Origin of the sequence: Mycobacterium sp. Aquia_213, from assembly GCF_026625985.1 — a bacterium.
Classification (GTDB): Bacteria; Actinomycetota; Actinomycetes; order Mycobacteriales; family Mycobacteriaceae; genus Mycobacterium.
Genome location: NZ_CP113116.1, coordinates 2,922,140 through 2,947,878, shown reverse-complemented (window position 1 = coordinate 2,947,878; position 25,739 = coordinate 2,922,140). Strand labels below are relative to the sequence as shown.

Sequence of the window (25,739 nt, the reverse complement as noted above, 5' to 3'; positions counted from 1 at the left end):
ATATCCGCTTCCCACGCTTAGACCGTGACAGTCATCGCCCCCGCCGGCTCGTTGTTCAGTGCCGCAGCCTTGCAGGACCCCTACCCTCTTTACGCGCGCATGCGCGCGGCCGGGCCGGTGCACCGAATCGACGACTCCGAGTTCTATGCCGTGTGCGGCTGGGACGCCATTCACGAGGTCATCGGCCGGCCCGAGGTATTTTCGTCGAACCTCACCGCCGCGATGACCTACACGGCCGAGGGGGCGGTCAGGGCGCTCGAGATGGACCCACTCGACGGACCCACCCACGTGCTGGCCACCGGCGACGATCCGGCCCACGCCCTGCACCGCAAGCTGATGGTGCGCCACCTGGCGGCCAAACGGATCCACGCGATCGAGCAGTTCGTCGCCGAGACCGCGGACCGGTTGTGGAACGAGGGGCTGCGTGACGGACGCATCGAATGGATGGACGCGATGGCCAATCGCCTGCCCATGATGGTGGTGGCCGAACTGATCGGTTTGCCCAGCACCGACACCGCCCAGTTGGTGAAATGGGGGTATGCGACCACCCAACTTCTCGAGGGATTGGTCAGCGAGGAGCAGCTGGCCGCCGCGGGTACCGCCGTCATGGAGCTCACCGGCTATATCAACCAGCAATTCCGGCTCGCCGCGGCCAATCCTCAAGGCAATCTCCTGGGCCAACTTGCCACCGCGCATGCCTCCGGCGAGCTCGATGTCGTCACCGCTCAGGTAATGATGATCATCTTGTTCGCCGCCGGGGGAGAGTCCACGGCGTCGTTGCTGGGCAGCGCGGCCTGGATACTCGCGAATCGCCCCGATATCCAGCAGCAGGTCCGTGAAAACCCAGATCTACTAACGGTATTCATTGAGGAGACGCTGCGTTGCGAGCCGCCGTTCCGCGGTCACTACCGTCATGTGCGACACGACACCACCCTCGCCGGTGTCGACCTGCCCGCCGATTCGCACCTGTTGCTGCTATGGGCGGCGGCGAACCGAGATCCAGCTCATTTCGAGCAGCCCGAAGAGTTCTCTCTCAACCGTGAAGCAAAGGCGCACATGAGCTTTGGGAAAGGCTTGCACTTCTGCGTGGGTGCCGCGCTGGCGCGCCTGGAAGCCAGGATCGTATTGCGCCTGTTGCTGGATCGGACCTCGACGATCGAGCAGGCCGACGTTGGATGCTGGCTACCCAGCCTGCTGGTTCGCCGCCTCGAACGACTCGAGCTCGCCGTCAGCTGATCCGCGGCTACTTCCCGGGAGGAAGTTGGCGCGGGCCTTCGGGCGGGTGGAGCTGGCCTGGGCCGTCGCGCTCCGTCAACTCCCGTGCGCGATCGCTGTCCGCCGGTCCCAGCGGCAGGTCGTCGGCGTCTTTGACGGAGAGCCGCAAAGAGGAGTGGCGATCCAATTGCTGGGCGGGGTAGTCATGAGTCTCGTGCTGCTCGCGCGATGACGCGATCCGCCCGGGGCGCGCCTGCGCGGGCGCCGACGACCGCGCCGGTTGCTCGCCGGTCTCGGAGCTCTCGGCGTCGAAGGTCACCTTGCGAGTGCGCCTGAGCGCGAACGTGATCTCCTCGACCTCCTCGAACACGTGGCGCGCGGTGCGCAGCGGAGCGGTGGTGTTGTCGATGGCCCGTGCGACGAATGGCGGCACCAGTGGGCGAATCCAGCGGGCCGCGGCCCTGGTCGCGTCGGGCAGCGACGGGATCAACGGCGTGGCGCGCTCGTCCAGCGGCTCAACCTCACCGGCCGGCTCGACCGGCGCCGGGAGGTTCTCCACCTCCGGCGGCATCTCCACATCAGAATCCGGTGCGCCGGCGGGCAATTCGGCGATGGCCCGACTGGCGGCCTCCGCCTCGGCGGCGATCGGCAGGTAAATATCGTCCTGCACCGCCTCGAAGGTCCGCACCGACGGCGCCGGCTGCGGCCCCTCGATGGCTTCGGTGACCCGACGGCGTTGCTGCTCGCGGTCGATCTCGGTCTGCGCCTCGATGGCCAGGCGGGCCTGAGTGAGTTGGTGCTCGGCCCATAAGATCTCGGCTTCGCGGCGAATCTCGGCCCGCTTGAGCGCGATTGCGGTGTCCGCGTCGAGCTCGGCGCGCTCACGCTCCGCGCGTGCGGTCGCGTGACGATCGTGCGTGGTCTCGCCGCGCCACGTCCGCAGGATCAGCGGAAGCATGTACACCAGCACGAAAAACGCGATAGTCAACAGCCGCAACGTCAACGCCCCGACACTGGCGAGCGTCAGGTCGTTCATCGCGATCCAGCGCGCGCCGAGGCCGCCCGGGCCGGCGTCGGCGAGCACGCGTTGCCGCGCTTCATTGACGGCCTGCTGTTCGCGAGAAATCGTGGCGTCCAATTCTGGTGCCTGGCGATCGCGAGCCGCCAACGCGTTGTCAAGCTCACGCTGCGCATCGGCGAGAAGCTGGTTCGCCGTTCGGGTTTCGGGCCCGGCGCCGGGATCGCCGGTGATGCGAGTCTGCGGGCACGCCGGGCTGGGGTGGTATTCGCAGCGCGCGACGACCAAGGCTTTGTCCTGGCCGTTGCGGGCCTGTGCGATCGCGTCGTCGAGCCCGCCGCGCGCGGCACGTGTCTGTTGCAGCGCTGCCGACGCCTGCACGACCGCCGGCGCCGAGTCGGCGGTACCCAGGGCGCGATCCTCGAGACGGTGATCGATCGAGCGGGAAAACACGACGAGTGAAGCGAGTTCGCCGACGACAACGCCGACTGCCGCCGCAACGACGATCCGCCCCGCGATGTCGGGCCATCCGCGGTGGGGGCCGCTCGCGATGCCGCGCGTCACCGCGCCAACCAGCAGACCGAAGCCGAGCGTCAGCGCGACGACGGCTATCAGCGGCCAGCGTGCCGACGCGGTGACGGCCAAGGCCGCAACCAACCAAGCCAGCATCGCTCCGAGCAGCACCACCGCGCCCGCGACGGCGTGGGTGGACCGCTCGTGACGTTCCCCTAATTCGCGCCAGTGTCCGCCGCCAAGCCAGGCGAGTACCCCCTCGACCCGGGAGACGGCTGAGCGCGGCTCAATCAATTCGTGGGCGCCCATCACACTCCAACACCTCCGTCGTCCAGCCTCCCAGGCCACCGGCCGACACACCGAATCGAAGCGCCGACGTGTGGTGTTGTTCACAACACCAATGCGGCGGGGACGGATGAGAACGTCGCGGTCGCCGCATCTGAGCAGGGCGTCGGGGACGTGAAATTACTGCGACGCGGACAGATCAGCGAAGTTTCCAGCAAGTGGCGTGAGACGGTATAAGCCTATGCAAAATCACGACTACGTCACCTACGAAGAGTTCGGACGCAGATTCTTCGAAGTCGCCGTTACCCCCGAGCGGGTCGCCGCCGCATTCGCCGATATCGCCGGCAACGAATTCGCGATGGAGCCAATCGCTCAGGGACCGGGCGGGATCGCCAAGGTCAGTGCAAACGTCAAGATCCAGGACCCCCGCGTCACACGACGTTTGGGTGACAGCATCACTTTCGTCATTCACATTCCGCTGTCGATTGATCTGCTGCTGGATTTGCGGCTCGACAAGCAGCGGTTTGTCGTCTCCGGAGACATCGCGTTGCGCGCGACAGCACGTGCCGCCGAACCGCTGGTCCTGATCGTCGACGTCGCGAAACCGCGGCCCTCCGATATCACCGTCAACGTTTCGTCGAAGTCATTCCGCGGCGAGATACTGCGCATCCTGGCGGGTGTCGACGGTGAGATTCGCCGATTCATCGCCCAATACGTCGCCGACGAAATCGACGCACCCCAATCGCAAGCCGCCCAAATCATCGATGTCGCGGAGAAGTTGAACGAGGCCTGGCCGTAGCCATGCGGCTACCCAGCAATAGCGGCCCAGCGGTTCGGGCAAACGAAATTCCCCGCTGAAAGCCGACCGTCGAATTCGTTACGCCGCCAAGAGCGGTGGGTTAGTCTACGGCCGTGCAGTGCCCATTTCAGCCTGATAGCTCGTATACATAGGAGGTTCACATGACCCATCGGTGGGTGATCGCGGCAACGCTGATTGCGGGACTAGCGATATCGGGCTGTTCGTCCGGCAGCAAAACGACAACTCCGTCCGGATCAACGACAAAGAGTTCCAGTTCAGCGTCGGCCACGTCGAGCTCCTCGTCGAGTGAAACCACCGAGGCGGCACCAACTACCACGCTGGACATCAGCCAATGCGTCGACGTCACCGGCGCGAACGCAGACCTGCTGACCGCGTCAGACAACGCTGCCGCGCGCAAAGCTGCCGACACCCTCGAGAAGTACAACCCGCCGGCCAAGGTCAAGGACGCAATCGAACACTTCGTCACCACCGGCGGTGCTCACTTCGATGACCCGGACTACACGAAAAACAACAAACTAGTCAGCGACTGGGTGAAAGGCGTCTGCCCGACGTAATCATTGGCATCGGTTCGTCACTGGCAAATTGCTTCCGGGGCCCGCAACGGCCCCGGAAGCCTGTCAGCGGCACGAACCAGACGCGGAGCGCGGGTTTATCGGATCACCGACCGCGGGTACGCAACCCCACGGTCTCAAGAGGAGCGATGAAACCTTGGCACAAGTGGATGTTTCGACGACGTCGGACCTGGACCCGGACGCTGCCTGGAAACTGGCTTCCGATCTGGGTCGATTCGACGAGTGGATGACGATCTTCGGCGGTTGGCGCGGCGAACTGCCGTCGACGATCGAGAAGGGCACCAAAGTCTCGTCCTGCATCAAGGTGAAGGGATTCCGCAACGTCGTCAACTGGACGGTGACGCGTTACGACGAGCCCAATTCGATTGAGCTGCAAGGCCGCGGTCGGGGTGGCATCCGGATTACCGTGGCGATGGCGGTGACCGACATGCAACCGGGGTCGACATTTGATCTCACCGCCAACCTCGATGGCGGGGTACTCAGTGGGCCGGTCGGCAAGATCGTGGCCAGAATGCTCCGGTCTGACGTGCGCAAGTCGGTGGAGAATCTCGCCGCTATGCAGTAGCCGCCATGCAGTAACCGAGGGGTTATCGCGTCGGGTGGCTGACGAACCAATCTCGTTGGGCCTGGCGGATTCGCCTGCGGTCCATGGAAAGCCAGTCCAGACCAGCCCCGAGAGCCATCAGTCCGATGATCGCGGCGGCAACACCCACGCCCACCTCGCCAAGCGCGAAATTGGTGACGCACACCACCAGCGCGAACACCGCAGCCCCGACCACGACGAGTCCGGGCGTGCGCACCGAGTCTTGTGGGGGTTCGTCGGCTAACCGGGCGCTGGTCCGGTCATGCTCGACTGGGTGGCTTCGATTGTTGCGCCTCATCAGCACTAACTACCCGAAACACCGGGTAGCCAAACGATTTCGACGCGGTGACCCGCGACTCAAGGCGAGTGCGCTTAGTCCGGATCCCATGCCAACAAGCGACGTACCGGCCGCGTTTCGATGGCATTGACGGTCAACGATCGGCGCGTGATCCGCCACCCCGTGTCCGTCAATTCGTACTCGTCGTCGTAGCGCAGATGCCAGACCGCATCGAGCACCTCGTCGGCGCGCTGAGTCCAGTGATGTGCGACGCAGGCGATCCGCCCGCGTGCCGTGCCGGACCCCGGCCCGGCGTCGTACACCTCACCGACGATCGCGTGCTCGGTGCGCGCGACCGCGGCCACCGCCGCGACCGCCGTTGCGATGGCCGGCCGACCGCGATGCGAATGAACCGGCCTGAGCACGGCCGGTGGCTCAGGCACCGTCAATTCGGCATCAACAGTGAAAAGTGCTGCCACGGAATCGAATTGACGGTCGTCAACCCCAGCCGCATATCGTTGCACCACATCGCTGAGTGCGGATCGGTCGTTCGCTGAGAGGGTCATCTGACAGGCGTTCGGCTAGATGGTTGGCGGTGCGAGCGTGGCACGCACCGCGTCGGCCAGCGTGGCGGCCCGGCGATTGGTGAATACGTCCTCGAGCATCACCGGCCGGCCGTCGGGGCCGGTCAGCGGAACCCGCCAGTTGGGATACTCGTCGGTGGTGCCGGGCTGATTCTGGGTCCGGCGATCACCGACCGCGTCGGTCAGCGCCACGCCCAACAACCTGGACGGGGTTCGGCCCAGGTAGCGGTAGAGGGCGAGGACGATCTGCTCGGGGTCGTCGTCGTGCTCGCCGAGCAGCCCCACCCGGCGGAGCTCGGCCATCCAGGCCGCCAACTCCGCCCGGTCGGACTCGAGCTCTTCGGCCACCGGCCGGGTCAGCAATCCCAGCGACTCGCGCAGCCGGACATGATCGCCGGCCAGATAGCCGGCGCTCGGCGGTAGATCGTGGGTGGTGACCGACGACAGGCAGTACTCGCGCCAGCGTTCGGCGGGCAGCGGACCGCCGGTCCCGTCGCGGTCCAACTCGAACCACAGAATCGAGGTGCCCAACAGACCCCGTAGTAATAGGTAGTCGCGGACCCACGGTTCGACCGTGCCGAGATCCTCGCCAACCACCAGCGCCCCGGCGCGGTGCGCTTCCAGTGCGACGATGCCGATCATCGCTTCGTGGTCGTAGCGCACATAGGTGCCTTCGGTGGGTGGCGTGCCCTCGGGAATCCACCAGAGGCGGAACAACCCGATGATGTGATCGATACGAACGCCGCCGGCATGGCGCAACACCGCCTGGATCAGCGCGCGGAACGGCCGATACTCCTGCTCGTCCAGCCGGTCGGGCCGCCACGGCGGCTGCGACCAGTCCTGGCCGAGCTGATTGAACTCGTCGGGCGGCGCGCCCGCGGTCACACCCAGCGCCAGCACATCCTGCAGGGCCCAAGCGTCAGCCCCGTTCGGATGCACGCCGACCGCCAGGTCATGCATGATGCCCAACGACATGCCGGCCCGGACCGCCTGTGACTGGGCCGCGGCCAGTTGCTCGTCGATTTGCCATTGCAGCCAGCGGTGGAAATCGACGGCATCCCCGTGCTTTTCGGCGAACCGGGCCACCCCGATAGCGGTTGGATGCTGCAGGAAGCTCGGCCAGCAATGCCAGTCGCCGCCGTATTTTTCGGCCAACGCGCACCAGACGGCGAAGTCGTCGAGCGCGCTACCTTCACGTTCGCGGAAGGCGGCATAGGCCAGCTCGCGGCCCGCCGAGCGCGGTGCCCGATAGACCAGCTTGAGCGCCTCCCGCTTGGCCGTCCATGCACTGTCACGATCGATGGCATCGAGCTTTCCGGCCTGCTGTTGGACGTCGTCGCGCAGCCGCCGCAGCCGGCCCCGCTTGGCCAGGTCGGCGAATTCGGGGATTGATTCGACGCGAAGATACAGCGGATTGAAGAACCGCCGCGACGTCGGCAGGTACGGGGACGGCTCCATCGGGATCGTCGGGGTGGCCGCGTGCAGCGGATTGACGAGCAGGTAGTCGGCGCCGTGCCGGGACGCCGACCAGACGGCCAGGTCGGTCAGGTCGGTCAGATCGCCGACACCCCAGGATTGCTCGGACCGCACGCTGTACAGCTGGGCGGCCAGGCCCCAGGCGCGGCGCGCGCCCAGTTGCTCCGGTAGGCCGAGCCAGTCGGGCGTCACGATCAGCGCGGCGCTGGTTTCGATGCCCCTCGACCGCAGATGCAGGCGGTGGTAACCTAGCGGCAGATCCGGTGGCAACAGGAAGCTGGCCTCGCCGACCCAGCGCCCGTCCAGGTTGAACGGGGGCGTGAAGTTGTCGACCTGCTGCACCCCGCCGTGCACGGTGCCGTCCTCGAGCCGCAACAACACCTCGGCGGGATCACCGTGGGTGACGTGCACCCAGAACCGCGTCGCGGCACCGGTCCGCGCGACGATGGTCGCCGGCAATAGACGTGACCAGTAGGTGCGCAATTGGCTGGTCAGGGCTTCGTTGCGGTACTGCTCGGTGCCTGCCTCGACACCGAGCGCCGCGAGCACGGCGACCAGCGTGCTCTCCGATACCTGAACCTGGCGGCCCGTCCAGTCCTCGTACCAAGTGGCAATGCCGAAGCGGCCGGCAAGTTCGACCAACGAAGGTGCGAGCTCATTCATGCCGCCCATCTTGCTGCCAAACGCCGCCCGGCACGACGCGGGCCGCCCGACGGCCGCCGCCTCGTTTGCCGGCGGCCGATGCGTACCAGGTCAGCGAAGTCGTCGGCGCGACGCATGCTCGACAGGACGCGTTGGCCGTCCGCCGCTACGATCCCATTGGAAAGAGGAATCGTTCGGCCGGGGGATCCAGCGGGGTACGTGGAAACTGCCAGCTCAGTGGTGTTCGCCGCCGCTGGGCCGGACCGCAGCTGGCAACTTACGCCGGCTGGACTGATGGACGTGACGAAGCTTGGAAGTGAACGCCACATTGCGTTACATGGCGAGGTCATTGCGTGTGGCTTACGGTTATCGATGTGATTCGCGCGCTGGACGGTGTCCAGGCGTTCCAACAGACCGGATGGTGAATTAGTGGCGGAAGAGAGTCGCGGGCAGCGCGGCTCGGGGTACGGCCTCGGGCTATCGACGCGCACGCAGGTGACCGGCTATCAGTTCCTTGCTCGCCGGACCTCGATGGCGCTGACCCGCTGGCGGGTCCGCATGGAGGTCGAGCCGGGACGGCGCCAGACCTTGGCCATCGTGGCGTCGGTGTCGGCAGCGGTGGTGATCTGCCTGGGTGCACTGCTGTACTCGTTCATCAGCCCGGCCGGTCAGGTGGGGGATTCGCCGATCATCGCCGACCGCGACTCCGGTGCGTTGTATGTCCGCGTCGGCGAGAAGCTGTACCCGGCGCTGAACCTGGCCTCGGCGCGATTGATCACCGGACGCCCGGACAACCCGCACCTGGTGCGGTCCAGCCAAATCGCCAACATCCCGCGCGGCCCGATGGTGGGCATCCCCGGCGCACCGTCGACGTTCGGGCCCAAGACCCCGTCCTCGTCGTCGTGGCTGATCTGCGACACGGTGGCGGGCTCGACCGGCGTCAGCTCGCCGTCGGGTGTGACCGTGACGGTGATCGACGGCACGCCCGACCTCAGTAACCGCCGACACGTATTGAACGGCTCGGACGCCGTGGTGTTGAGCTACAGCGGGGACACCTGGGTGATCCGGGACGGGCGCCGGTCTCGTATCGACGCGGCGAACCGCTCCGTGCTGTTGCCGCTCGGGTTGACGCCGGAACAAATCAGCATGGCCAAGCCGATGAGCCGCGCCCTGTTTGACGCGTTGCCGGTGGGCCCCGAATTGACGGTGCCCGAGGTCCAGAACGCGGGCAGCGCGGCGACCTTCCCCGCCGCCCCCGGCCCGGTCGGGACGATCCTCGTCACGCCGCAAATCAGTGGGCCACAACAGTATTCGCTGGTATTGCCCGAAGGGGTGCAGACCCTGCCGCCATTGGTCGCGCAGATCATGCAGAACGCCGGCGGCGCGAACAACAGCAAGCCGGTGACCGTGGAACCCGCTGCGTTGGCCAAGATGCCGGTGGTCAACAAGCTGGACCTGTCGTCGTATCCGGACAACCCGTTGAATGTCACGGATCTTCGGGAGAACCCCGCGACCTGCTGGTGGTGGGAGAAGACCAGCGGCGAGAACCGGGCCCGTATCCAGGTCGTGTCCGGGCCGACCATTCCGGTGTCGCAGTCCGAGTCGAAAAAAGTTGTGTCGCTGGTGAAATCGGATACCACCGGGCGCACCGCCGACCAGGTCTACTTCGGTCCTAACTTCGCGAACTTCGTCGCCGTCACCGGCAACGATCCCGGCGCCAAGACCACCGAATCGCTATGGTGGGTGACGGATGCCGGCGCCCGATTTGGGGTGGATGACACCCGCGATGTGCGTGAGGCGTTGGGTTTGCAAACCCAACCGAGCCTGGCGCCGTGGGTCGCGCTCCGGCTTCTTCCGCAGGGCCCGACGCTGTCGCGGGCCGATGCGCTGGTCGAGCACGACACCCTCCCGATGGATATGTCCCCTGCAGAGTTGGTGGTACCGAAGTGAAGCGTGGATTTGCCCGGCCGACACCGGAGAAGCCTCCGGTAATCAAGCCGGAAAACATCGTCCTGCCGACTCCGCTGAGCATTCCGCCGCCAGAGGGCAAGCCGTGGTGGATGGTCGTGGTCGGCGTTCTGGTGGTCGGCCTGCTGATCGGCATGATCGCCATGACCTTCGCGAGTGGCTCCCATGTGTTCGGCGGCGCCGGCGCGATCTTCCCGATCTTCATGATCGGTGGCGTCGCGATGATGATGTTCGGCGGCCGGTTCGGTGGTCAGCAGCAGATGAGCCGCCCGAAGCTCGACTCGATGCGCGCCCAGTTCATGCTGATGCTGGACATGCTGCGCGAGACCGCCCACGAGTCGGCCGACAGCATGGACGCCAACTACCGGTGGTTCCACCCGGCTCCCGACACGCTCAGCGCTGCGGTGGGATCGCCGCGGATGTGGGAGCGCAAGCCGGACGGCAAGGACCTCAACTTCGGTGTCGTCCGCGTCGGCGTGGGTATGACCCGTCCCGAAGTGACCTGGGGTGAGCCCCAGAACATGCCTACCGACATCGAGCTGGAGCCCGTGACCGGTAAGGCACTTCAGGAATTCGGTCGCTATCAGAGCGTCGTATACAACCTGCCCAAGATGGTTTCCCTGCTCGTGGAGCCTTGGTATGCGCTGATCGGTGAGCGTCCGCAGGTTTTGGCGTTGATGCGAGCCATCGTCTGTCAGCTGGCGTTCTCCCACGGCCCCGACCACGTGCAGATGGTCGTGGTCAGTTCGGACTTGGACGAATGGGATTGGGTCAAGTGGCTGCCGCACTTCGGCGATTCCCGGCGCCAGGACGCAGCGGGTAGCGCACGCATGGTCTACAGCTCGGTGCGCGAGTTCGCCGCCGAGCAAGCCGAATTGTTCGCCGGCCGTGGATCGTTCACGCCTCGCCACGCCAGCTCGTCGGCCCAGACGCCGACGCCGCACACGGTGATCATCGCCGATGTTGTTGACCCCCAATGGGAGTACGTGATCAGCGCCGAAGGTGTGGACGGTGTGACGTTCTTCGACCTGACCGGCTCTTCGATGTGGACGTCGGTCCCGGAGCGGACCTTGCGGTTCGACGACAAGGGCGTGATCGAGGCACTGCCTCGTGACCGCGACACCTGGATGGTGATCGACGACAAGCCGTGGTTCTTCGCGCTGACCGACCAGATCAGCGCCGCCGAGGCCGAGGAGTTCGGGCAGAAGCTGGCGCACTGGCGCCTCGCGGAAGCCTACGAGGAGATCGGCCAGCGGGTTACCCAAATCGGTGCGCGAGACATCCTGGCCTACTACGGAGTTGACGATCCCGGCGAGATCGACTTCGACGCGCTGTGGGCCGCCCGCACCGACACGATGGGCCGCTCGCGGTTGCGGGTGCCATTCGGCAATCGCTCCGACAACGGCGAACTGCTGTTCCTCGATATGAAGTCGCTGGACGAAGGCGGCGACGGCCCGCACGGCGTCATGTCCGGGACGACGGGTTCCGGTAAGTCGACGCTGGTGCGCACCGTGATCGAGTCACTGATGCTCGCCCACCCGCCCGAGGAACTGCAGTTCGTCTTGGCTGACCTCAAGGGTGGGTCGGCGGTCAAGCCCTTCAACGGGGTGCCGCACGTCTCGCGGATCATCACCGACCTCGAGGAAGACCAGGCGCTGATGGAGCGCTTCCTGGACGCGCTGTGGGGCGAGATCGCCCGCCGCAAGGCGGTATGCGACAACGCCGGGGTCGACGACGCCAAGGAATACAACTCGGTGCGCTCCCGGATGCGCGCCCGCGGGCAGGACATGCCGCCGCTGCCGATGCTTGTCGTGGTCATCGACGAGTTCTACGAGTGGTTCCGCATCATGCCGACCGCGGTCGACGTGCTCGACTCGATCGGCCGGCAGGGCCGCGCGTACTGGATCCACCTGATGATGGCGTCGCAGACCATCGAGAGCCGCGCCGAAAAGCTCATGGAGAACATGGGTTACCGGTTGGTGCTGAAGGCCCGTACCGCGGGGGCGGCGCAGGCCGCGGGTGTGCCCAACGCCGTGAACCTGCCCGCCCAAGCCGGTCTGGGTTACTTCCGCCGGAGCCTCGAGGACATCGTCCGGTTCCAGGCCGAATTCCTGTGGCGCGACTACTACTCGCGCGGGATCACCATCGACGGCGACGAGGCGCCGATTCTGGTGCACAGCATCGATTACATTCGCCCGCAGCTGTTCACCAACTCGTTCACCCCGCTCGAGGTCAGTGTCGGTGGGCCGGACATCGAGCCGCCGCCGATCCTCACCAATGGCGAGGTGCACGAGGCCGACGCCGCCGAGAGCGAAGACGAGGACGAAGGCATCAGGACGCCGAAGGTCGGCACGGAGATCATCAATCAGCTGCGCAAGATCGACTTCGAGCCCTACCGGTTGTGGCAGCCGCCGCTGACGCAGCCCGTCGCGATCGACGAGTTGGTCAACCGGTTCCTCGGCCAACCCTGGGACCAGGAATACGGCTCGGCGCGGGACCTGACGTTCCCGATCGGGATCATCGACCGGCCGTTCAAGCACGACCAGCCGCCGTGGACGGTGGACACCTCCGGGCCGGGCGCCAACGTCTTGATCCTGGGCGCCGGTGGTGCGGGCAAGACCACGGCCCTGCAGACGCTGATCTGCGCGGCCGCGCTGACCCACACGCCCGAACAGATCCAGTTCTACTGCCTGGCCTACAGCGGTACCGCGTTGACCACGATCGCGCGTCTTCCGCATGTGGGTGAGGTCGCCGGCCCGACGGACCCTTACGGTGTCCGCCGGACGGTAGCCGAACTGCTGGCGCTGGTGCGCGAGCGCAAACGCAGCTTCCTCGAATACGGAATCGCCTCGATGGACGTCTTCCGGCGGCGCAAGTTCGGTGGCGAGGCCGGCCCGGTGCCCAACGACGGCTTCGGCGACGTCTACCTGGTGATCGACAACTACCGGGCACTGGCCGAGGAAAACGAGGTGCTGATCGAGCAGGTGAACCAGATCATCAACCAGGGCCCCTCCTTCGGGGTGCACGTTGTGGTCACCGCCGACCGCGAATCGGAGCTGCGGCCGCCGGTGCGTAGCGGATTCGGGTCCCGGATCGAGCTGCGCCTGGCCGCGGTCGAAGACGCCAAGCTGGTGCGGTCCCGGTTCGCCAAGGATGTTCCGGTCAAGCCGGGGCGCGGCATGGTCGCCGTCAACTACGTCCGACTCGACAGCGACCCGCAAGCGGGCCTGCACACGTTGGTGGCCCGGCCCGCGCTGGCCAGCACCCCGGACAAGATCTTCGAGTCCGACAGTGTGGTCGCGTCCGTCAGCCGGCTCGCGAGCGGTCAAGCACCTCCGGTGCGCCGTCTGCCGGCACGGTTCGGTGTGGAGCAGGTCCGGGAGCTCGCTGCCCGAGACCATCGCCAAGGTGTTGGTGTCGGCGGAATCACCTGGGCCATCTCGGAATTGGACTTGGCGCCGGTCTACCTGAACTTCAACGAGAACGCGCACTTGATGGTGACGGGCCGACGCGAATGTGGGCGTACCACGACGCTGGCCACGATCATGTCCGAGATCGGCCGGCTATACGCGCCGGGCTCGACCACCGCACCGACGCCGCCCGCAGGGAAGCCGTCGGCGCAGGTCTGGCTGGTCGACCCGCGCCGTCAGCTGCTGACCGTCCTGGGCACGGAATACGTGGAGAAGTTCGCCTACAACCTCGACGGCGTGCAAGCGCTGGTGGGTGAGCTGGCAGCGGTGCTGGCGAGTCGCCAACCTCCGCCCGGTCTATCCGCCCAGGAGTTGCTGTCGCGGTCGTGGTGGAGCGGTCCGGAGATCTTCCTGATCGTCGACGACATCCAGCAGCTGCCACCGGGCTTCGATTCGCCGCTGCATCAGATCGCTCCGTGGGTGACCCGGGCCGCCGACGTCGGCTTGCACGTCCTCGTCACCCGCACCTTCGGCGGTTGGTCGTCGGCGGGCAGCGACCCGATTCTGCGGGCCCTGCATCAGGCGAATACGCCATTGCTGGTGATGGACGCCGACCCGGACGAGGGCTTCATCCGCGGCAAGATGAAGGGCGGCCCGCTGCCCCGTGGTCGAGGCCTGCTGATGGCCGAGGACACCGGCGTGTTCGTCCAGGTGGCCGCAACCGAAGTCAGCAAGTAGGACAGCAGCCGCTGAGTTGGGATTGCCGCGGGTTGACCGCGGTTAATTCCAGCTCAGCGGCAGTGCTTTGAGCGCGAATGTCTTTGACGGAAACCGGATTTCGGGTTTGTAATCCGGCGGCACTTCGAAGTCGGGGATCTGGTTGAGCCATTCCGTTACGATCACGGTCAGCTCGATGCGCGCCAGATGAGAACCGAGGCAGCGGTGCGGCCCGCCGCCGAATCCCCAGTGCCGGTGCACCTTTCCATCCATCACGATGTCGTCGGTGGACACCGAGTCGGTGCCGTCGCGATTGATCGCCGCCATGCACAACCGCACCGGAGTGCCCGGGGGCAGCGTCATGCCACCGATTTCGACGAACTCGGTGGTCACCCGGGGGGCCACCGGTGCCGACGGCTCGAGCCTGACGATCTCTTCTATGAAAACCCTCGCCTGCCTTGTGTTGTCGCGAAGCATGTCGCGCAGCTGCGGCCTACGGGCCAATTCGTATATGGCGTATCCGATCGCCGCGGTCACGGTGTCCAACCCGGCCAGGATCAGCAGGTGGCTCATCCCCAGCAGTTCGAGATCGCTGAACTCGCCGTCGCCCGTCATGACCTGGGACAGCATGTCGGATCCCGGGTTCTGCCGACGCTGCGCAATCACGTCGGTGAGGTAGTTCAAGAGTAGGTGGCCCTTGTTGAGGTCCTCTTGGCTCAGATAGGGATTATCCGCAATGAGGGCGTCCTTCCAGCTGATCAGCAGATCGCGATCTTCCAGCGGCAGACCGTAGAGGTCGAGGAACACCTGGAACGGATACAGGTTCGCGAAATCCGCCATCACCTCGCAATTGCCACGGTCGGCGAAGGCGGCGATCATCTCGGCGGCGTGACGCTCGAGCACCGGCCGCGACTTGCTCAACGCGTGCGGGCTGAAGTACGGCTGCAGGATCTTGCGGTAGCGGGTGTGCTCGGGCGGGTCGAACGCCAGCGGCACCACCGGCAGCGGATAGCCGGGGGGCTGAAGCGCCAATCGCGACGAGAAAACCTTAGGATTGCGCAGTGCGGACAGCACGTCCTCGCGCCGCGTTATGTAGTAGAAGCCGTTCATGAACACGACCGGGCCGGCGTCTCGCAACACCTTCCATCCGACACCCCGGTCGTCGGCCATGGGCAAGTTGGCGTATTCCAGCCGCGGTAAGTAGAACTCGCCTGGCTGGTATTCGCCAGAGATGCTCATGCGCCCGATCTCCGCTTGTCGTCAGGTATTTCGTTCCTAGTCCCCGGCTCAGCGAGGCCGCGCTTGGAACTATGCCGCCACCGGCTTTTCGGTGGCACATCAATATTGCACGTGGTTCGCACATGCTCCAATCCGGCTGGTGGACCGTGGAACTGGCCGACCGCGAGCGTCGGACAATCTTCTAGAATTCAGAACGACTGATTTACCAAGCGATTCGTCAAATCTGAGCTGGCGCGATTCCGCGGACGTGGCGGGGGAGGGAACCTTGTGAGGGTTCGTCTCGAGAAGTCGAAATGCGTGGGCCACGCCCAGTGCTACGCCGTCGATCCGGAACTGTTCCCCATCGACGAGTCCGGCTATTCCATCCTCGAAGATCACGAGGTGCCTCCCAAGGATGCGGAGTTGACGCGCGACGGTGTCGCCTCCTGCCCGGAGATGGCGCTCTTCATCGACGAGGACTGATGGCGCCGGCGGCGACCGCGCCTAAACCGAGGAGCGAACCACAGGTGAACAGCTAGGCGCTGTAAATGAACGCCAGTTGGCCGGGAGTGAACAATGGTTGGCCTGGTGTGAATAGTTGGCATCGCCGGTCGGTGGCGTGGGTATAAGCCATTAATGTTTTCCTCGAGCGGCAGTTCAGCCCAAGTGAGCTGTCGCTCGGTTGCTGATGGCGGGGGTAATCGAGGCAGGATGGGCATGACGTTCCTGACCAACTATCCGGAAAACATGGTGGTAGACCACTATTCCGGGGCTGGCGAACGGATGCATCAGAGCCTACCGGGTTACCTGCCCTATGGGTTTGCTGGCCCACGGATGCGACTGGCTTCCCAGGGGTCAGCGGTCCAGGGTTAGCAGGTGCTGAGGCAGCCACCAATGGTTCGTAAAGGTTCTTACGCGATAGCCGAGATTGCCACCGCAATCGCGGCCAATTGAGGGAGGACACGGTGTTGGACTTCGGAGCGTTACCGCCCGAAATCAATTCCGGACGCATGTATGCCGGCCCGGGATCGGGGCCGATGATGGCCGCGGCCGCAGGCTGGGACGCGCTGTCGGCGGAACTAGCCATGGCGGCCAGCGGCTATAACTCGGTGGTCTCCGAACTGACCAGCGGGCCGTGGATCGGGCCCGCATCGCAGCGGATGCTGGCCGCGGTCGTGCCCTACATGGCCTGGCTGAGCTCAATGGCCGCCGATACCGAGCAGACCGCTATGCAGGCCAGGGGGGCCGCTGCCGCTTTCGAGGCGGCATTCATGATGACGGTGCCCCCGCCGGTGATCGCGGCCAACCGCCTGTTGTTGGCGAATTTGATCGCGTCCAATTTCTTCGGGCAGAACACCCCGGCGATCGCGGTCACCGAAGCCCAGTACATGGAGATGTGGGCCCAAGACGCCGCCACCATGTACACCTACGCGGCCGCATCGGCGATCGAAACCGAAGTGCCCCCGATCACGTCGTCGCCGCAAACCACCACGCCCGACGGAGTGACAAACCAGGCCCAAGCGGTGTCCCAAGCCGTCTCCCAGCCGGCCAGTCAGACCGGGCAGACCGCGGCGAACACCACCACGCAGTTGGCGTCCAACAGCACGGTGCCCCAAATGCTGCAACAAGTCTCGGTCAACGCGGCGGCCGATCCGGCCGCCGCGCAGGATCCGCCCTGGTGGTCGGGATGGCTCACCATTCCCACTCCGGACAACCCGATGGGATTGAACCCGAGCTTCTTCAACACGCTGCGGCAGGGTCTGCAGGCCTACTTCGGTGTGGGTCTTGGAGCCTTCGGCTACCAGATACAGCAGCAGTTGACGGTCGGTATCGGTACCACGGCAGGTGGTAGTGGTGCGTGGTACCCGACACCGCAGTTCGCCGGTTTGGCTGCCCTGGGCGGCGGCCACCCCGGCGGCGTCGCGGCAGCAGCGAACCTCGCCTCGTCGGTCAAGGTCGGCGGACTGTCGGTGCCCTCCACCTGGGCCGGCGCCGCACCCGCCGCGGTCGAGGAACAAGCCATTCAGGCCACCATGGTCAACTACGCCACCAGCGCCGCGGGACCGGCCAACAATGGCGTCCTGCAAGGCATGCCCATGACCGGTGGCGGACGACGCGCCGCCGCCGGCTTCACCCACAAATACGGCTTCAAGCGCAATGTGCTTGTCCGGCCACCATCGGCGGGTTAACGGCCATGAGCTATTGGAATCTCGACGAACAGAAGTGTCTGCCAGATGAACAGAGGTTGTCCGGGTCTGAACAGTTCGCAGCGACGCCGTATGTCCAACTGCGATCGAACTAACGTCATCATCAAGAAACCCCGCCGGTGTTTGCGCCGGACGGTTACTGAGGAGGGAATCACATGTCGTTTGTGACAACGCAGCCAGAGGCGTTGGCGGCGGCGGCGGGCACGTTGCAGGGGATCGGTTCGGCGCTGACCGCCCAAAATGCTGCGGCCGCAGCCCCGACGACTGGTGTGGTACCGGCCGCTGCCGACGAGGTGTCGGCGCTGACGGCGGCGCAGTTTGCTGCACACGCCCAGATGTATCAGGCGGTCAGTGCCCAGGCAACCGCGATACACGAGCAGTTCGTCAACACCTTGAGCACGAGCTCGGGGTCATATGCGCTGACAGAGGCGGCCAACGCGGCCGCGGCGGGCTAAGGGGATCACGATGATTGATTTTGGGGCGCTACCTCCAGAAGTGAACTCCGCCCGTATGTATTCCGGTGCGGGTTCGACGTCGATGACGACGGCGGCCTCGGCCTGGCGTTCGCTTGCCGCGGAGCTGAATTCGGCTGCTCTCGGCTACGAGAACGTGATCACTCAGCTGTCCAGCGAGGAGTGGCTGGGGCCCGCCTCGACGAAGGCCGCCCAAGCTCTCACTCCGTATGTGACCTGGATGAAGACCACCGCGTCCCAGGCCGAACAGGCTGCCCAGCAGCTCGACTCGGCCTCGGCGGCGTTCGAGACCGCGTTCGCTTCGGTGGTGCCGCCGCCGCTGATCGCGCAGAACCGGGCTCTGCTGACCCAGGCGCTACAGGCCAACGTGCTGGGCCAATACACCAGCGTGATCGCCCAGCTGGAGTCGCAGTACGGTCAGTTCTGGGCCCAGGATGCCAGCACCCTGTACAACTACGCGGCTCAGTCCGCCTCGGCGACCAAGGTGACCCCGTTCCAAGACGCTCCCGAGGTGTCTACCGCGGATGCCCAGGCCAAGCAGGGCGCGGCGACGTCGGCCGCGTCGGCCACCGGGGCGGGCAACGCCGCGAAGACGACCGCGGATGCGATCACTCAGACGCCCAACACGATTCAGGCCGCGGCGGCTCCCGCGGCGGCGGCGGCCACAACCACGGATCCGTTCACTCAGGCGTGGTTCCTGCTGACCGGCCAGACCATTTTGCCGAGCAGCTTCGCGACGTTCGTCAACGGTCTGAGCCCGTTCGTGGGTTTCGCCTACAACACCGAGGGTCTGCCGTACTTCTCCGTTGGTATGGGTAACAGCGGTGTGCAGATCGCCAAAAGTACCGGGCAACTCGGCGGTGCGGTCGCCAGCGCGGCCTCGGCGGCTCCCAAGGGCTTGGCCGGTCTGGGCGGCATGCTCGGCGGCGGCGCCCACGCGGCGCCGGCGGTGGCAGCCGGTCTGGGCAATGCGGGTTCGGTCGGGCGACTGTCGGTCCCGGCCATGTGGTCTGGAGCCGCACCCGCGATCAGCCACGCCTCGGCCGTACCCGTCAGCGCGATCAGCGCGGCCCCCGAAGCCGCCGGCTCGGGCAACCTGCTCGGCGGCATGCCCCTAGCCGGCATGGGTGCCGGCCAAGGCTTCGGTGCTTCGGGCCCCCGGTACGGCTTCCGCCCCACCGTCATGGCCCGCCCACCCTTCGCCGGGTAGCCATTCGATTCACTGCGAATGCACGCATGACGGCCGCGTAGCCGTCCTGCGTGCATTTCGCTTTTCCTGACTCGGGGCGCCGGCCGAACCGGGAACGGGGGAGTCCCGGATTCCGGTACGAGTCGCTGATCGGTTCCGGCTGAGCGCATTTCGCTCACCTCCCGATTCACCCGTAACCCCTCGGCCCGATATGTCCAACTGCCAGAGTGCCAGCGCGGCAGGCACGTAGGCAACGGCCGTGGACACCCGACAACGGGCGTCGTCAAAAGTCGAAACGCATAGATCCAGAACGGTATTCGCGATCAAATCAATGCGTCAGGCAACCCGGCCGGGATCCAGGAGGCTCAAGCATGTCGATTGATTTTGGGGCGTTCCCGCCGGAGTTCAACTCTGCGCGCCTATATGCGGGCGCGGGTGCGACGTCGTTGATCACGGCGGCCTCGGCATGGAATTCCCTTGCTGCCGAGCTGAATTCGGCGGCGATGGGCTACCAGAACGTGATCACTCAGCTGTCCAGCGAGGAGTGGCTGGGGGCGGCCTCGACGAAGGCCGTCCAGGCGTTGACCCCGTACGTGACGTGGGTCAAGACCACCGCGACTCAAGCCGAACAGGCTGCCCAGCAGCTGTCCTCGGCAGCGGCCGCGTTCGAGGCCGCGTTCTCCTCGGCGGTGCCGCCGCCGGTGATCGCACAAAACCGCGCCCTGCTGGCCCAGGCGAAGGCAACCAACACGCTGGGTCAAAATTCCGGGGTGATCGCGCAACTCGAAGCCCAATACGGTCAGTTTTGGGCCGAGGACGCCACCACGATGTACAACTACGCGGCTCAGTCCGCCTCGGCGACCAAGGTGACCCCGTTCAAATCGGCACCAGAGGTCACCGACCCCTCCGGCCAGGCCAAGCAGGGCGACGCGACCTCGTCGGCGGCGAGCACCGGGGCGGGCAACGCCGCGAGCACGACGGCGAGTGCGATCCAGCAGACGCCCAGCACCCTGCAGTCCGCGGCGACTCCCGCGGCACAAGCAGCAGCGGCCGCGACGACGCCCACGGACCCGTTCACCGAACTGTGGTTCCTGTTGACCGGGCAGACCACGTTGCCCAACAGCTTCGCCACCTTCGTCAACGGTCTGAGCCCGTTCGCCGGTTTCGCCTACAACACCGAGGGTCTGCCGTACTTCTCCGTTGGTATGGGTAACAGCGGTGTGCAGATCGCCAAAAGTACCGGGCAACTCGGCGGCGCAGTCGCCAGCGCGGCGGCCGCCGCTCCCAAAGGGTTGGCCGGTCTGGGCGGCATGCTCGGCGGTGGCGCTACCCATGCGGCGCCGGCGGTGGCGGCCGGTCTGGGCAACGCGGGCGCCGTCGGCCGGTTGTCCGTCCCGGCCTTGTGGTCCGGGGCTGCTCCCGCGGTCAGCCACGCCGCGGCCGTTCCGGTCAGCGCGATCAGCGCGGTCCCCGAGGCCGCCGGCTCGGGCAACCTGCTCGGCGGCATGCCACTGGCCGGCATGGGCGGCGCGCACGGCGTCGGCGCCGCGGGCCCCCGCTACGGCTTCCGCCCCACCGTCATGGCCCGCCCACCCTTCGCCGGGTAGCACGCGCCGGAGGCACGTTTCGCGGCCATTGACGCGCCGCGGCAAAGTGGTGCTACCCAGGTTTTATCCGCGAGCGGATTTTTATCCGTCGCCGTAGTTTTCCTTCCCGCCGCAACACCACCAACGTTCGCGACCGGCAACCACCCGACGGCGGTGCCGCCTGGCATTCGCGCAGGTGATGAAGCGCAAACGCGGCCGGGCGCACCTCGAATTCCCTGTTGAACCGCTGTCGCGTAACCGCATGCGTCGGCGCGGCTGTCGCGTGATCGATGGAGGCGCGCGACCCCTGGGACACAGTCACGCCCCTTAGCCTCGCAACCGAACAATTCGGTCAAGGTCGTCGACTAATTCCACTTGCGAGGAACACATGCCGTTCGAACCGGGTGCTGCGTAGATGGACTACGGCGCCGTACCGCCAGAGATCACTTCGGCCCTGATTTATACGGGTCCCGGGTCAGGTCCGCTGATGGCCGCAGCCGCGGGTTGGGATGGGCTGTCGGCAGAATTGGCCACGGCTGCCAGCGGCTACAGCTCGGTCGTTTCGGAACTGACCAGCGGACCATGGATCGGGCCGGCATCGTCGGCGATGGTCTCAGCGGTGTCACCATTCGTCGGCTGGCTCAGCGGGGTGGCCGCTCAGGCCGAGGAGACTGCCACGCAGGCCCGCGCGGCCGCGGCCGCGTTCGAGGCAGTGTTCACGGCGACGGTGCCGCCGCCGGTGATCGCGGCCAACCGGGTGCTGTTGGCGAATTTGATCGCGACCAATTTCTTCGGGCAGAACACGCCGGCGATCGCGGTCACCGAGACCCAGTACCTGGAGATGTGGGCCCAAGACGCCGGTGCCATGTACGGCTACGCCGCGGCTTCGGCGACCGCCACGGAATTGCCTCCGTTCACGTCGTCGCCGCAAACCACCACCCCCGACGGAACCGCCGACCAGGCCCTTGCGGTGAGTAAAGCCGCCTCCGAGCCCGCCGGCCAGTCCGGGCAGAGCGCGGCGAATGCCACCACGCAAGTGGGCTCTACCAACGCGGTTCCGCAAGCAGCGCAACAACTTTCGACGAACGCAACGGCGGCCGCCGATCCCTCCGCCACGGCGACCGATCCCCCGTGGTGGTCCAATTGGTTCACCATTCCCACTCCTGACAACCCGATGGGATGGGGTCCCAACGTCCCGCAGACCATCTTCAAACAGCTCAGCGGCCTGCCCTACTTCGGGACGGGTTTGGGCAGCTTCGGTTATTCCATCCAGCAGCAGACGACGTTCGGTATCGGTACCACGGCCGGCGCCAGTGGTGCGTGGTACCCGACACCGCAGTTCTCCGGCCTCGCCGCCCTGGGCGGCGGCCATCCCGGCGGAGTGGCGGCGACGGCGCACCTGGCCTCGTCGGCCAAGGTCGGCGGACTGTCGGTGCCCTCCACCTGGGCCGGCGCCGCACCCGCCGCGGTCGAGGAACAAGCCATTCAGGCCACCATGGTCAACTACGCCACCAGCGCCGCGGGACCGGCCAACAATGGCCTCCTGCAAGGCATGCCCATGACTGGTGCCGGACGACGCGCCGCCGCCGGCTTCACCCACAAGTACGGCTTCAAGCGCAACGTGCTTGTCCGACCACCATCGGCCGGATAACTCGTGGTCAACGCCGAATCTTGGCTTCTCACGCCCAGGGCTTTAGCCGCGACCGGATTTTATCCCCGCGGCGGTGTTCGCCGGCCTGGGGAGTCTGCGCAATCGGCGGCCCGGTCGATGGAGGCCACCCGATGATCGCAGTCCGGAATGCGATTGTTTCCACACGTCAAGCACGTGACGGAGCATCTGCCACGCCGCGCCTGGCCAACGCATGCGCATCTTCCCGGCGCGGCTTGCCTGGGCGCGACCGCAATGCGCTAAGGGTCGCGATGCGAGCGGCCATGGGCGCCAGCCAACTAACTTTTTGCCAAGTCGAAACTCATGTCAAACTCATTGAATTCACCGCGAGCAACGTGAACCACCATCCAGTCCGGCCAGCATCCAGGAGGCACAGTTATGTCGATTGATTTTGGGGCGTTGCCGCCGGAGGTCAACTCTGCGCGCCTATATTCGGGCGCGGGTTCGACGTCGTTGATCACGGCGGCCTCGGCGTGGAATTCCCTTGCTGCCGAGCTGAATTCGGCCGCCTTGGGCTATGAGAGCGTGATCTCTCAGCTGTCCAGCGAGGAGTGGCTGGGGCCGGCCTCGGCCGCCGCGGTCCAGGCATTGACTCCGTACGTGACGTGGGTGAAGACCACCGCGTCCCAGGCCGAACAGGCTGCCCAGCAGCTGAGCTCGGCCTCGGCGGCGTTCGAGACCGCGTTCGCCTCGGTGGTGCCCCCGCCGCTGATCGCGCAGAACCGGGCCCTGCTGACCCAGGCGCGCCAAACCAACGTGCTGGGCCAAAACACCAGCGTGATCGCCCAGCTGGAATCGCAGTACGGTCAGTTTTGGGCCCAGGACGCCAGCACGATGTACAACTACGCGGCTCAGTCCTCCAGCGCGACCAAGGTGACTCCGTTCCAAGACGCTCCCGAGGTGACCACCGCGGATGCCCAGGCCAAGCAGGGCGCGGCGACGTCGGCCGCGTCGGCCACCGGGGCGGGCAACGCCGCGAAGACGACCGCGGATGCGATCACTCAGACGCCCAACACGCTGCAGGCCGCGGCGGCTCCCGCGGCGGCGGCGGCCACGACCACGGATCCGTTCACTCAGGCGTGGTTCCTGCTGACCGGGCAGACCATTTTGCCGAGCAGCTTCGCGACGTTCGTCAACGGTCTGAGCCCGTTCGTGGGTTTCGCCTATAACACCGAGGGTCTGCCGTACTTCTCCGTTGGTATGGGTAACAGTGGTGTGCAGATCGCCAAAAGTACCGGGCAACTCGGCGGTGCGGTCGCCAGCGCGGCCTCGGCGGCTCCCAAGGGCTTGGCCGGTCTGGGCGGCATGCTCGGCGGCGGCGCCCACGCGGCGCCGGCGGTGGCAGCCGGTCTGGGCAACGCGGGTTCGGTCGGGCGGTTGTCGGTCCCGGCCATGTGGTCTGGAGCCGCACCCGCGATCAGCCACGCCTCGGCCGTGCCCGTCAGCGCGATCAGCGCGGCCCCCGAAGCCGCCGGCTCGGGCAACCTGCTCGGCGGCATGCCCCTGGCCGGCATGGGCGGCGCGCACGGCGTCGGCGCCGCGGGCCCCCGGTACGGCTTCCGCCCCACCGTCATGGCCCGCCCACCCTTCGCCGGCTGACCGACCGAATCACCCAGCGGCAGAGTGTTCTCCCGGGCGCGCGACCGTGACGCGGGTAGTTGCTGGAACGCGGTTGTGTGCGCGTCGCATACAGGCACGTTTATGGGATCTGACATGCGCGGTAGCGAGTGCCGGCAGGGCACCCACGGGCGGCGACAAACCGTTAGCTACCTATCGGGCTTCGGGCGAGTTATCGGCGACGAGATTTTATCGCCGCGGGTACCACCTCAACGCTCGGCAACGCGCCTGCCAGCAGGCATTCGACAACCAGGGAGGTCAGACCGCGCCAGTGCTGTGATTTCGCTGCTCAGGGGCCCCAAATGAGGCCTTACGCTGTTACTGTGTCGTTACCAAAGGTGAATTCGCCGTACCGTTCCGTGAACAATTGCAAACGGGCGGTCCACGGACCAGGCTTTACGGAACACGTTCAACTACTCTCATCAGAGAGTTTGGGGATTATGGAGGAGGAAAAACTATGTCGTTCGTGACGACACAGCCGGAGGCTTTGGCCGCGGCAGCCGGGACCCTGCAGGGGATCGGATCTGCTCTGAGCGCCCAAAACGCGGCTGCGGCGGCTCCGACGACCGGGGTCGTGCCGGCAGCTGCCGACGAAGTTTCGGCACTTACCGCCGCTCAGTTCGCCGCACACGCACAGATGTACCAGGCAGTCAGCGCCCAGGCCACGGCGATTCACGAGCAGTTCGTGAACACGCTGTCGACCAGCTCCGGCTCTTACGCCGCGACTGAAGCCGCCAACGCCGCAGCAGCGGGCTAACCGGTTTCGTCATTTGAGGCTAAGGACACTCACATCGACGTGGGTTCCACGCCAGCCATCCAGCGGTCGGGCAAGCCGTCTCACTGAGTAGACGGTCCGGTGGGTGCTGGTTAGGAGGGGGAACATCCTTAGGTATCCGGTTCGGCAGTTGCATCGACACTCGTAACTCACCCGAACCAGCACTGTCCATCACAACAAAATCTCGAGTCGCAAGATATTAAGGAGAAAGGCAACATGGCAACACGTTTTATGACCGACCCGCACGCGATGCGTGCGATGGCGGGCCGTTTTGAGATGCACGCGCAGACGGTGTCGGACGAGGCCCGCAAGATGTGGTCGTCGTCGATGAACATCGCCGGTGCGGGCTGGAGTGGTCAGGCTCAGGCGACGTCTTACGACACGATGGGTCAGATGAACCAGGCGTTCAACAACATTGTCAACATGCTCCACGGCGTGCGTGACGGACTGATCCGTGACGCCAACAACTACGAGACGCAAGAGCAGGCCTCGCAGCAGGCCCTCGGCCACTAGCCGTTATAGCTACGGCTGCGTAACCTTCAGACCAATAGGAGAAAAACGCTATGAGCATTAACTACCAGTTCGGAGATGTGGACGCGCACGGCGCCCTCATCCGCGCGCAGGCCGCTTCGTTGGAGGCCGAGCACCAGGCCATCGTTCGCGATGTGCTGGCTGCCGGTGACTTCTGGGGTGGCGCCGGTTCGGTGGCGTGCCAGGAGTTCATCACCCAGTTGGGTCGTAACTTCCAGGTGATCTACGAGCAGGCCAACCAGCACGGGCAGAAGGTGCAGTCCGCGGGCAACAACATGGCCAGCACTGACAGCGCCGTCGGGTCCAGCTGGGCCTGACACCCAAAACTTCAGGCGCGGCAGCACACCTTCCGTTCGGTGTGCTGCCGCGTCCTGCGGTTACCGTGCACAACAAC

Annotated in this window: 21 protein-coding genes; 16 read left to right on the top strand and 5 right to left on the bottom strand. The window is 65.9% G+C overall.

Features of this window, described 5'->3' with window-relative positions:
* Nucleotides 1–24 precede the first annotated feature (24 nt).
* A complete protein-coding gene (locus tag LMQ14_RS13850; RefSeq protein ID WP_267735254.1) occupies nt 25–1,236 on the top strand; it encodes a cytochrome P450 in 1,212 nt (403 codons plus the stop codon).
* A 7-nt stretch (nt 1,237–1,243) separates the two neighbouring features.
* Here LMQ14_RS13850 and LMQ14_RS13845 read toward each other — a convergent pair whose 3' ends face one another.
* Nucleotides 1,244–3,055, bottom strand: a complete 1,812-nt coding sequence (locus LMQ14_RS13845; protein WP_267735253.1) for a DUF4407 domain-containing protein — start codon at nt 3,053–3,055, stop codon at nt 1,244–1,246.
* A gap of 217 nt (nt 3,056–3,272) precedes the next feature.
* Between LMQ14_RS13845 and LMQ14_RS13840 the strand changes: the two genes are divergently transcribed.
* The 3 genes from LMQ14_RS13840 to LMQ14_RS13830 all read left to right on the top strand — a co-directional run bounded on the left by LMQ14_RS13840 (nt 3,273) and on the right by LMQ14_RS13830 (nt 4,988).
* Complete coding sequence (locus tag LMQ14_RS13840) at nt 3,273–3,830, top strand: hypothetical protein (RefSeq protein ID WP_267735252.1); 558 nt, start codon at nt 3,273–3,275, stop codon at nt 3,828–3,830.
* 161 nt (nt 3,831–3,991) lie between these two features.
* Complete coding sequence (locus tag LMQ14_RS13835) at nt 3,992–4,405, top strand: hypothetical protein (RefSeq protein ID WP_267735251.1); 414 nt, start codon at nt 3,992–3,994, stop codon at nt 4,403–4,405.
* 154 nt (nt 4,406–4,559) lie between these two features.
* Nucleotides 4,560–4,988 (top strand): SRPBCC family protein, encoded by a 429-nt coding sequence (locus LMQ14_RS13830; RefSeq protein WP_267735250.1) that lies wholly within the window; start codon nt 4,560–4,562, stop codon nt 4,986–4,988.
* A 22-nt stretch (nt 4,989–5,010) separates the two neighbouring features.
* Here LMQ14_RS13830 and LMQ14_RS13825 read toward each other — a convergent pair whose 3' ends face one another.
* The 3 genes from LMQ14_RS13825 to malQ all read right to left on the bottom strand — a co-directional run bounded on the left by LMQ14_RS13825 (nt 5,011) and on the right by malQ (nt 8,006).
* Nucleotides 5,011–5,304 carry a LapA family protein gene (locus tag LMQ14_RS13825; RefSeq protein WP_267735249.1) on the bottom strand — a complete coding sequence of 98 codons (294 nt, stop codon included), beginning with the start codon at nt 5,302–5,304 and terminating at the stop codon, nt 5,011–5,013.
* A gap of 74 nt (nt 5,305–5,378) precedes the next feature.
* Entirely contained in the window at nt 5,379–5,849 is a 471-nt protein-coding gene (locus LMQ14_RS13820) for a nuclear transport factor 2 family protein (protein WP_267735248.1), read from the bottom strand.
* A 15-nt stretch (nt 5,850–5,864) separates the two neighbouring features.
* On the bottom strand, nt 5,865–8,006 hold the full coding sequence (gene malQ / locus LMQ14_RS13815; RefSeq protein ID WP_267735247.1) for a 4-alpha-glucanotransferase: 2,142 nt from the start codon (nt 8,004–8,006) through the stop codon (nt 5,865–5,867).
* A 408-nt stretch (nt 8,007–8,414) separates the two neighbouring features.
* On the opposite strand from malQ, the gene eccB reads away from it, so the two are divergent.
* Both eccB and eccCa read left to right on the top strand, forming a co-directional pair.
* Entirely contained in the window at nt 8,415–9,935 is a 1,521-nt protein-coding gene (gene eccB, locus LMQ14_RS13810) for a type VII secretion protein EccB (protein ID WP_267735246.1), read from the top strand.
* On the top strand, nt 9,932–14,101 hold the full coding sequence (gene eccCa / locus LMQ14_RS13805) for a type VII secretion protein EccCa (RefSeq protein ID WP_267735245.1): 4,170 nt from the start codon (nt 9,932–9,934) through the stop codon (nt 14,099–14,101). The genes eccB and eccCa overlap by 4 nt, the downstream gene beginning before the upstream one ends.
* 42 nt (nt 14,102–14,143) lie before the next feature.
* Here eccCa and LMQ14_RS13800 read toward each other — a convergent pair whose 3' ends face one another.
* The gene (locus LMQ14_RS13800) at nt 14,144–15,319 is read right to left on the bottom strand and encodes a cytochrome P450 (protein ID WP_267735244.1); all 1,176 of its coding nucleotides are present in this window, start codon (nt 15,317–15,319) and stop codon (nt 14,144–14,146) included.
* Between the two features lie 267 nt (nt 15,320–15,586).
* Between LMQ14_RS13800 and LMQ14_RS13795 the strand changes: the two genes are divergently transcribed.
* The 10 genes from LMQ14_RS13795 to LMQ14_RS13750 all read left to right on the top strand — a co-directional run bounded on the left by LMQ14_RS13795 (nt 15,587) and on the right by LMQ14_RS13750 (nt 25,662).
* Nucleotides 15,587–15,781, top strand: a complete 195-nt coding sequence (locus tag LMQ14_RS13795; RefSeq protein WP_267735243.1) for a ferredoxin — start codon at nt 15,587–15,589, stop codon at nt 15,779–15,781.
* 482 nt (nt 15,782–16,263) lie between these two features.
* Nucleotides 16,264–17,487: a PPE family protein gene (locus LMQ14_RS13790; protein WP_324291126.1), complete on the top strand. Its 1,224-nt coding sequence runs from the start codon at nt 16,264–16,266 to the stop codon at nt 17,485–17,487.
* 173 nt (nt 17,488–17,660) lie between these two features.
* The gene (locus LMQ14_RS13785; protein WP_085225334.1) at nt 17,661–17,960 is read left to right on the top strand and encodes a PE family protein; all 300 of its coding nucleotides are present in this window, start codon (nt 17,661–17,663) and stop codon (nt 17,958–17,960) included.
* A gap of 10 nt (nt 17,961–17,970) precedes the next feature.
* A complete protein-coding gene (locus LMQ14_RS13780; RefSeq protein ID WP_324291125.1) occupies nt 17,971–19,188 on the top strand; it encodes a PPE family protein in 1,218 nt (405 codons plus the stop codon).
* Nucleotides 19,189–19,538: 350 nt separating this feature from the next.
* Entirely contained in the window at nt 19,539–20,774 is a 1,236-nt protein-coding gene (locus tag LMQ14_RS13775; RefSeq protein WP_324291124.1) for a PPE family protein, read from the top strand.
* Between the two features lie 394 nt (nt 20,775–21,168).
* Nucleotides 21,169–22,404, top strand: coding sequence for a PPE family protein (locus LMQ14_RS13770; protein ID WP_267735242.1), 1,236 nt, complete (start codon nt 21,169–21,171; stop codon nt 22,402–22,404).
* A gap of 396 nt (nt 22,405–22,800) precedes the next feature.
* Nucleotides 22,801–24,021 carry a PPE family protein gene (locus LMQ14_RS13765; protein WP_324291123.1) on the top strand — a complete coding sequence of 407 codons (1,221 nt, stop codon included), beginning with the start codon at nt 22,801–22,803 and terminating at the stop codon, nt 24,019–24,021.
* 475 nt (nt 24,022–24,496) lie between these two features.
* The gene (locus tag LMQ14_RS13760) at nt 24,497–24,796 is read left to right on the top strand and encodes a PE family protein (protein WP_085224224.1); all 300 of its coding nucleotides are present in this window, start codon (nt 24,497–24,499) and stop codon (nt 24,794–24,796) included.
* Between the two features lie 234 nt (nt 24,797–25,030).
* A complete protein-coding gene (locus tag LMQ14_RS13755) occupies nt 25,031–25,327 on the top strand; it encodes a WXG100 family type VII secretion target (RefSeq protein WP_066824874.1) in 297 nt (98 codons plus the stop codon).
* 50 nt (nt 25,328–25,377) lie between these two features.
* The gene (locus tag LMQ14_RS13750; RefSeq protein ID WP_066824871.1) at nt 25,378–25,662 is read left to right on the top strand and encodes a WXG100 family type VII secretion target; all 285 of its coding nucleotides are present in this window, start codon (nt 25,378–25,380) and stop codon (nt 25,660–25,662) included.
* The last annotated feature ends 77 nt before the right edge of the window (nt 25,663–25,739 follow it).

Excerpts from the sequence above, each read along its gene's own strand:
- LMQ14_RS13845 (WP_267735253.1), bottom strand. The coding sequence starts at position 3,055 with ATGGGCGCCCACGAATTGATTGAGCCGCGCTCAGCCGTCTCCCGGGTC.
- LMQ14_RS13840 (WP_267735252.1), top strand. The coding sequence starts at position 3,273 with ATGCAAAATCACGACTACGTCACCTACGAAGAGTTCGGACGCAGATTC.
- LMQ14_RS13835 (WP_267735251.1), top strand. The coding sequence starts at position 3,992 with ATGACCCATCGGTGGGTGATCGCGGCAACGCTGATTGCGGGACTAGCG.
- LMQ14_RS13825 (WP_267735249.1), bottom strand. The coding sequence starts at position 5,304 with ATGAGGCGCAACAATCGAAGCCACCCAGTCGAGCATGACCGGACCAGC.
- LMQ14_RS13820 (WP_267735248.1), bottom strand. The coding sequence starts at position 5,849 with ATGACCCTCTCAGCGAACGACCGATCCGCACTCAGCGATGTGGTGCAA.
- malQ (WP_267735247.1), bottom strand. The coding sequence starts at position 8,006 with ATGAATGAGCTCGCACCTTCGTTGGTCGAACTTGCCGGCCGCTTCGGC.
- LMQ14_RS13800 (WP_267735244.1), bottom strand. The coding sequence starts at position 15,319 with ATGAGCATCTCTGGCGAATACCAGCCAGGCGAGTTCTACTTACCGCGG.
- LMQ14_RS13785 (WP_085225334.1), top strand. The coding sequence starts at position 17,661 with ATGTCGTTTGTGACAACGCAGCCAGAGGCGTTGGCGGCGGCGGCGGGC.
- LMQ14_RS13780 (WP_324291125.1), top strand. The coding sequence starts at position 17,971 with ATGATTGATTTTGGGGCGCTACCTCCAGAAGTGAACTCCGCCCGTATG.
- LMQ14_RS13775 (WP_324291124.1), top strand. The coding sequence starts at position 19,539 with ATGTCGATTGATTTTGGGGCGTTCCCGCCGGAGTTCAACTCTGCGCGC.
- LMQ14_RS13770 (WP_267735242.1), top strand. The coding sequence starts at position 21,169 with ATGGACTACGGCGCCGTACCGCCAGAGATCACTTCGGCCCTGATTTAT.
- LMQ14_RS13765 (WP_324291123.1), top strand. The coding sequence starts at position 22,801 with ATGTCGATTGATTTTGGGGCGTTGCCGCCGGAGGTCAACTCTGCGCGC.
- LMQ14_RS13760 (WP_085224224.1), top strand. The coding sequence starts at position 24,497 with ATGTCGTTCGTGACGACACAGCCGGAGGCTTTGGCCGCGGCAGCCGGG.
- LMQ14_RS13755 (WP_066824874.1), top strand. The coding sequence starts at position 25,031 with ATGGCAACACGTTTTATGACCGACCCGCACGCGATGCGTGCGATGGCG.
- LMQ14_RS13750 (WP_066824871.1), top strand. The coding sequence starts at position 25,378 with ATGAGCATTAACTACCAGTTCGGAGATGTGGACGCGCACGGCGCCCTC.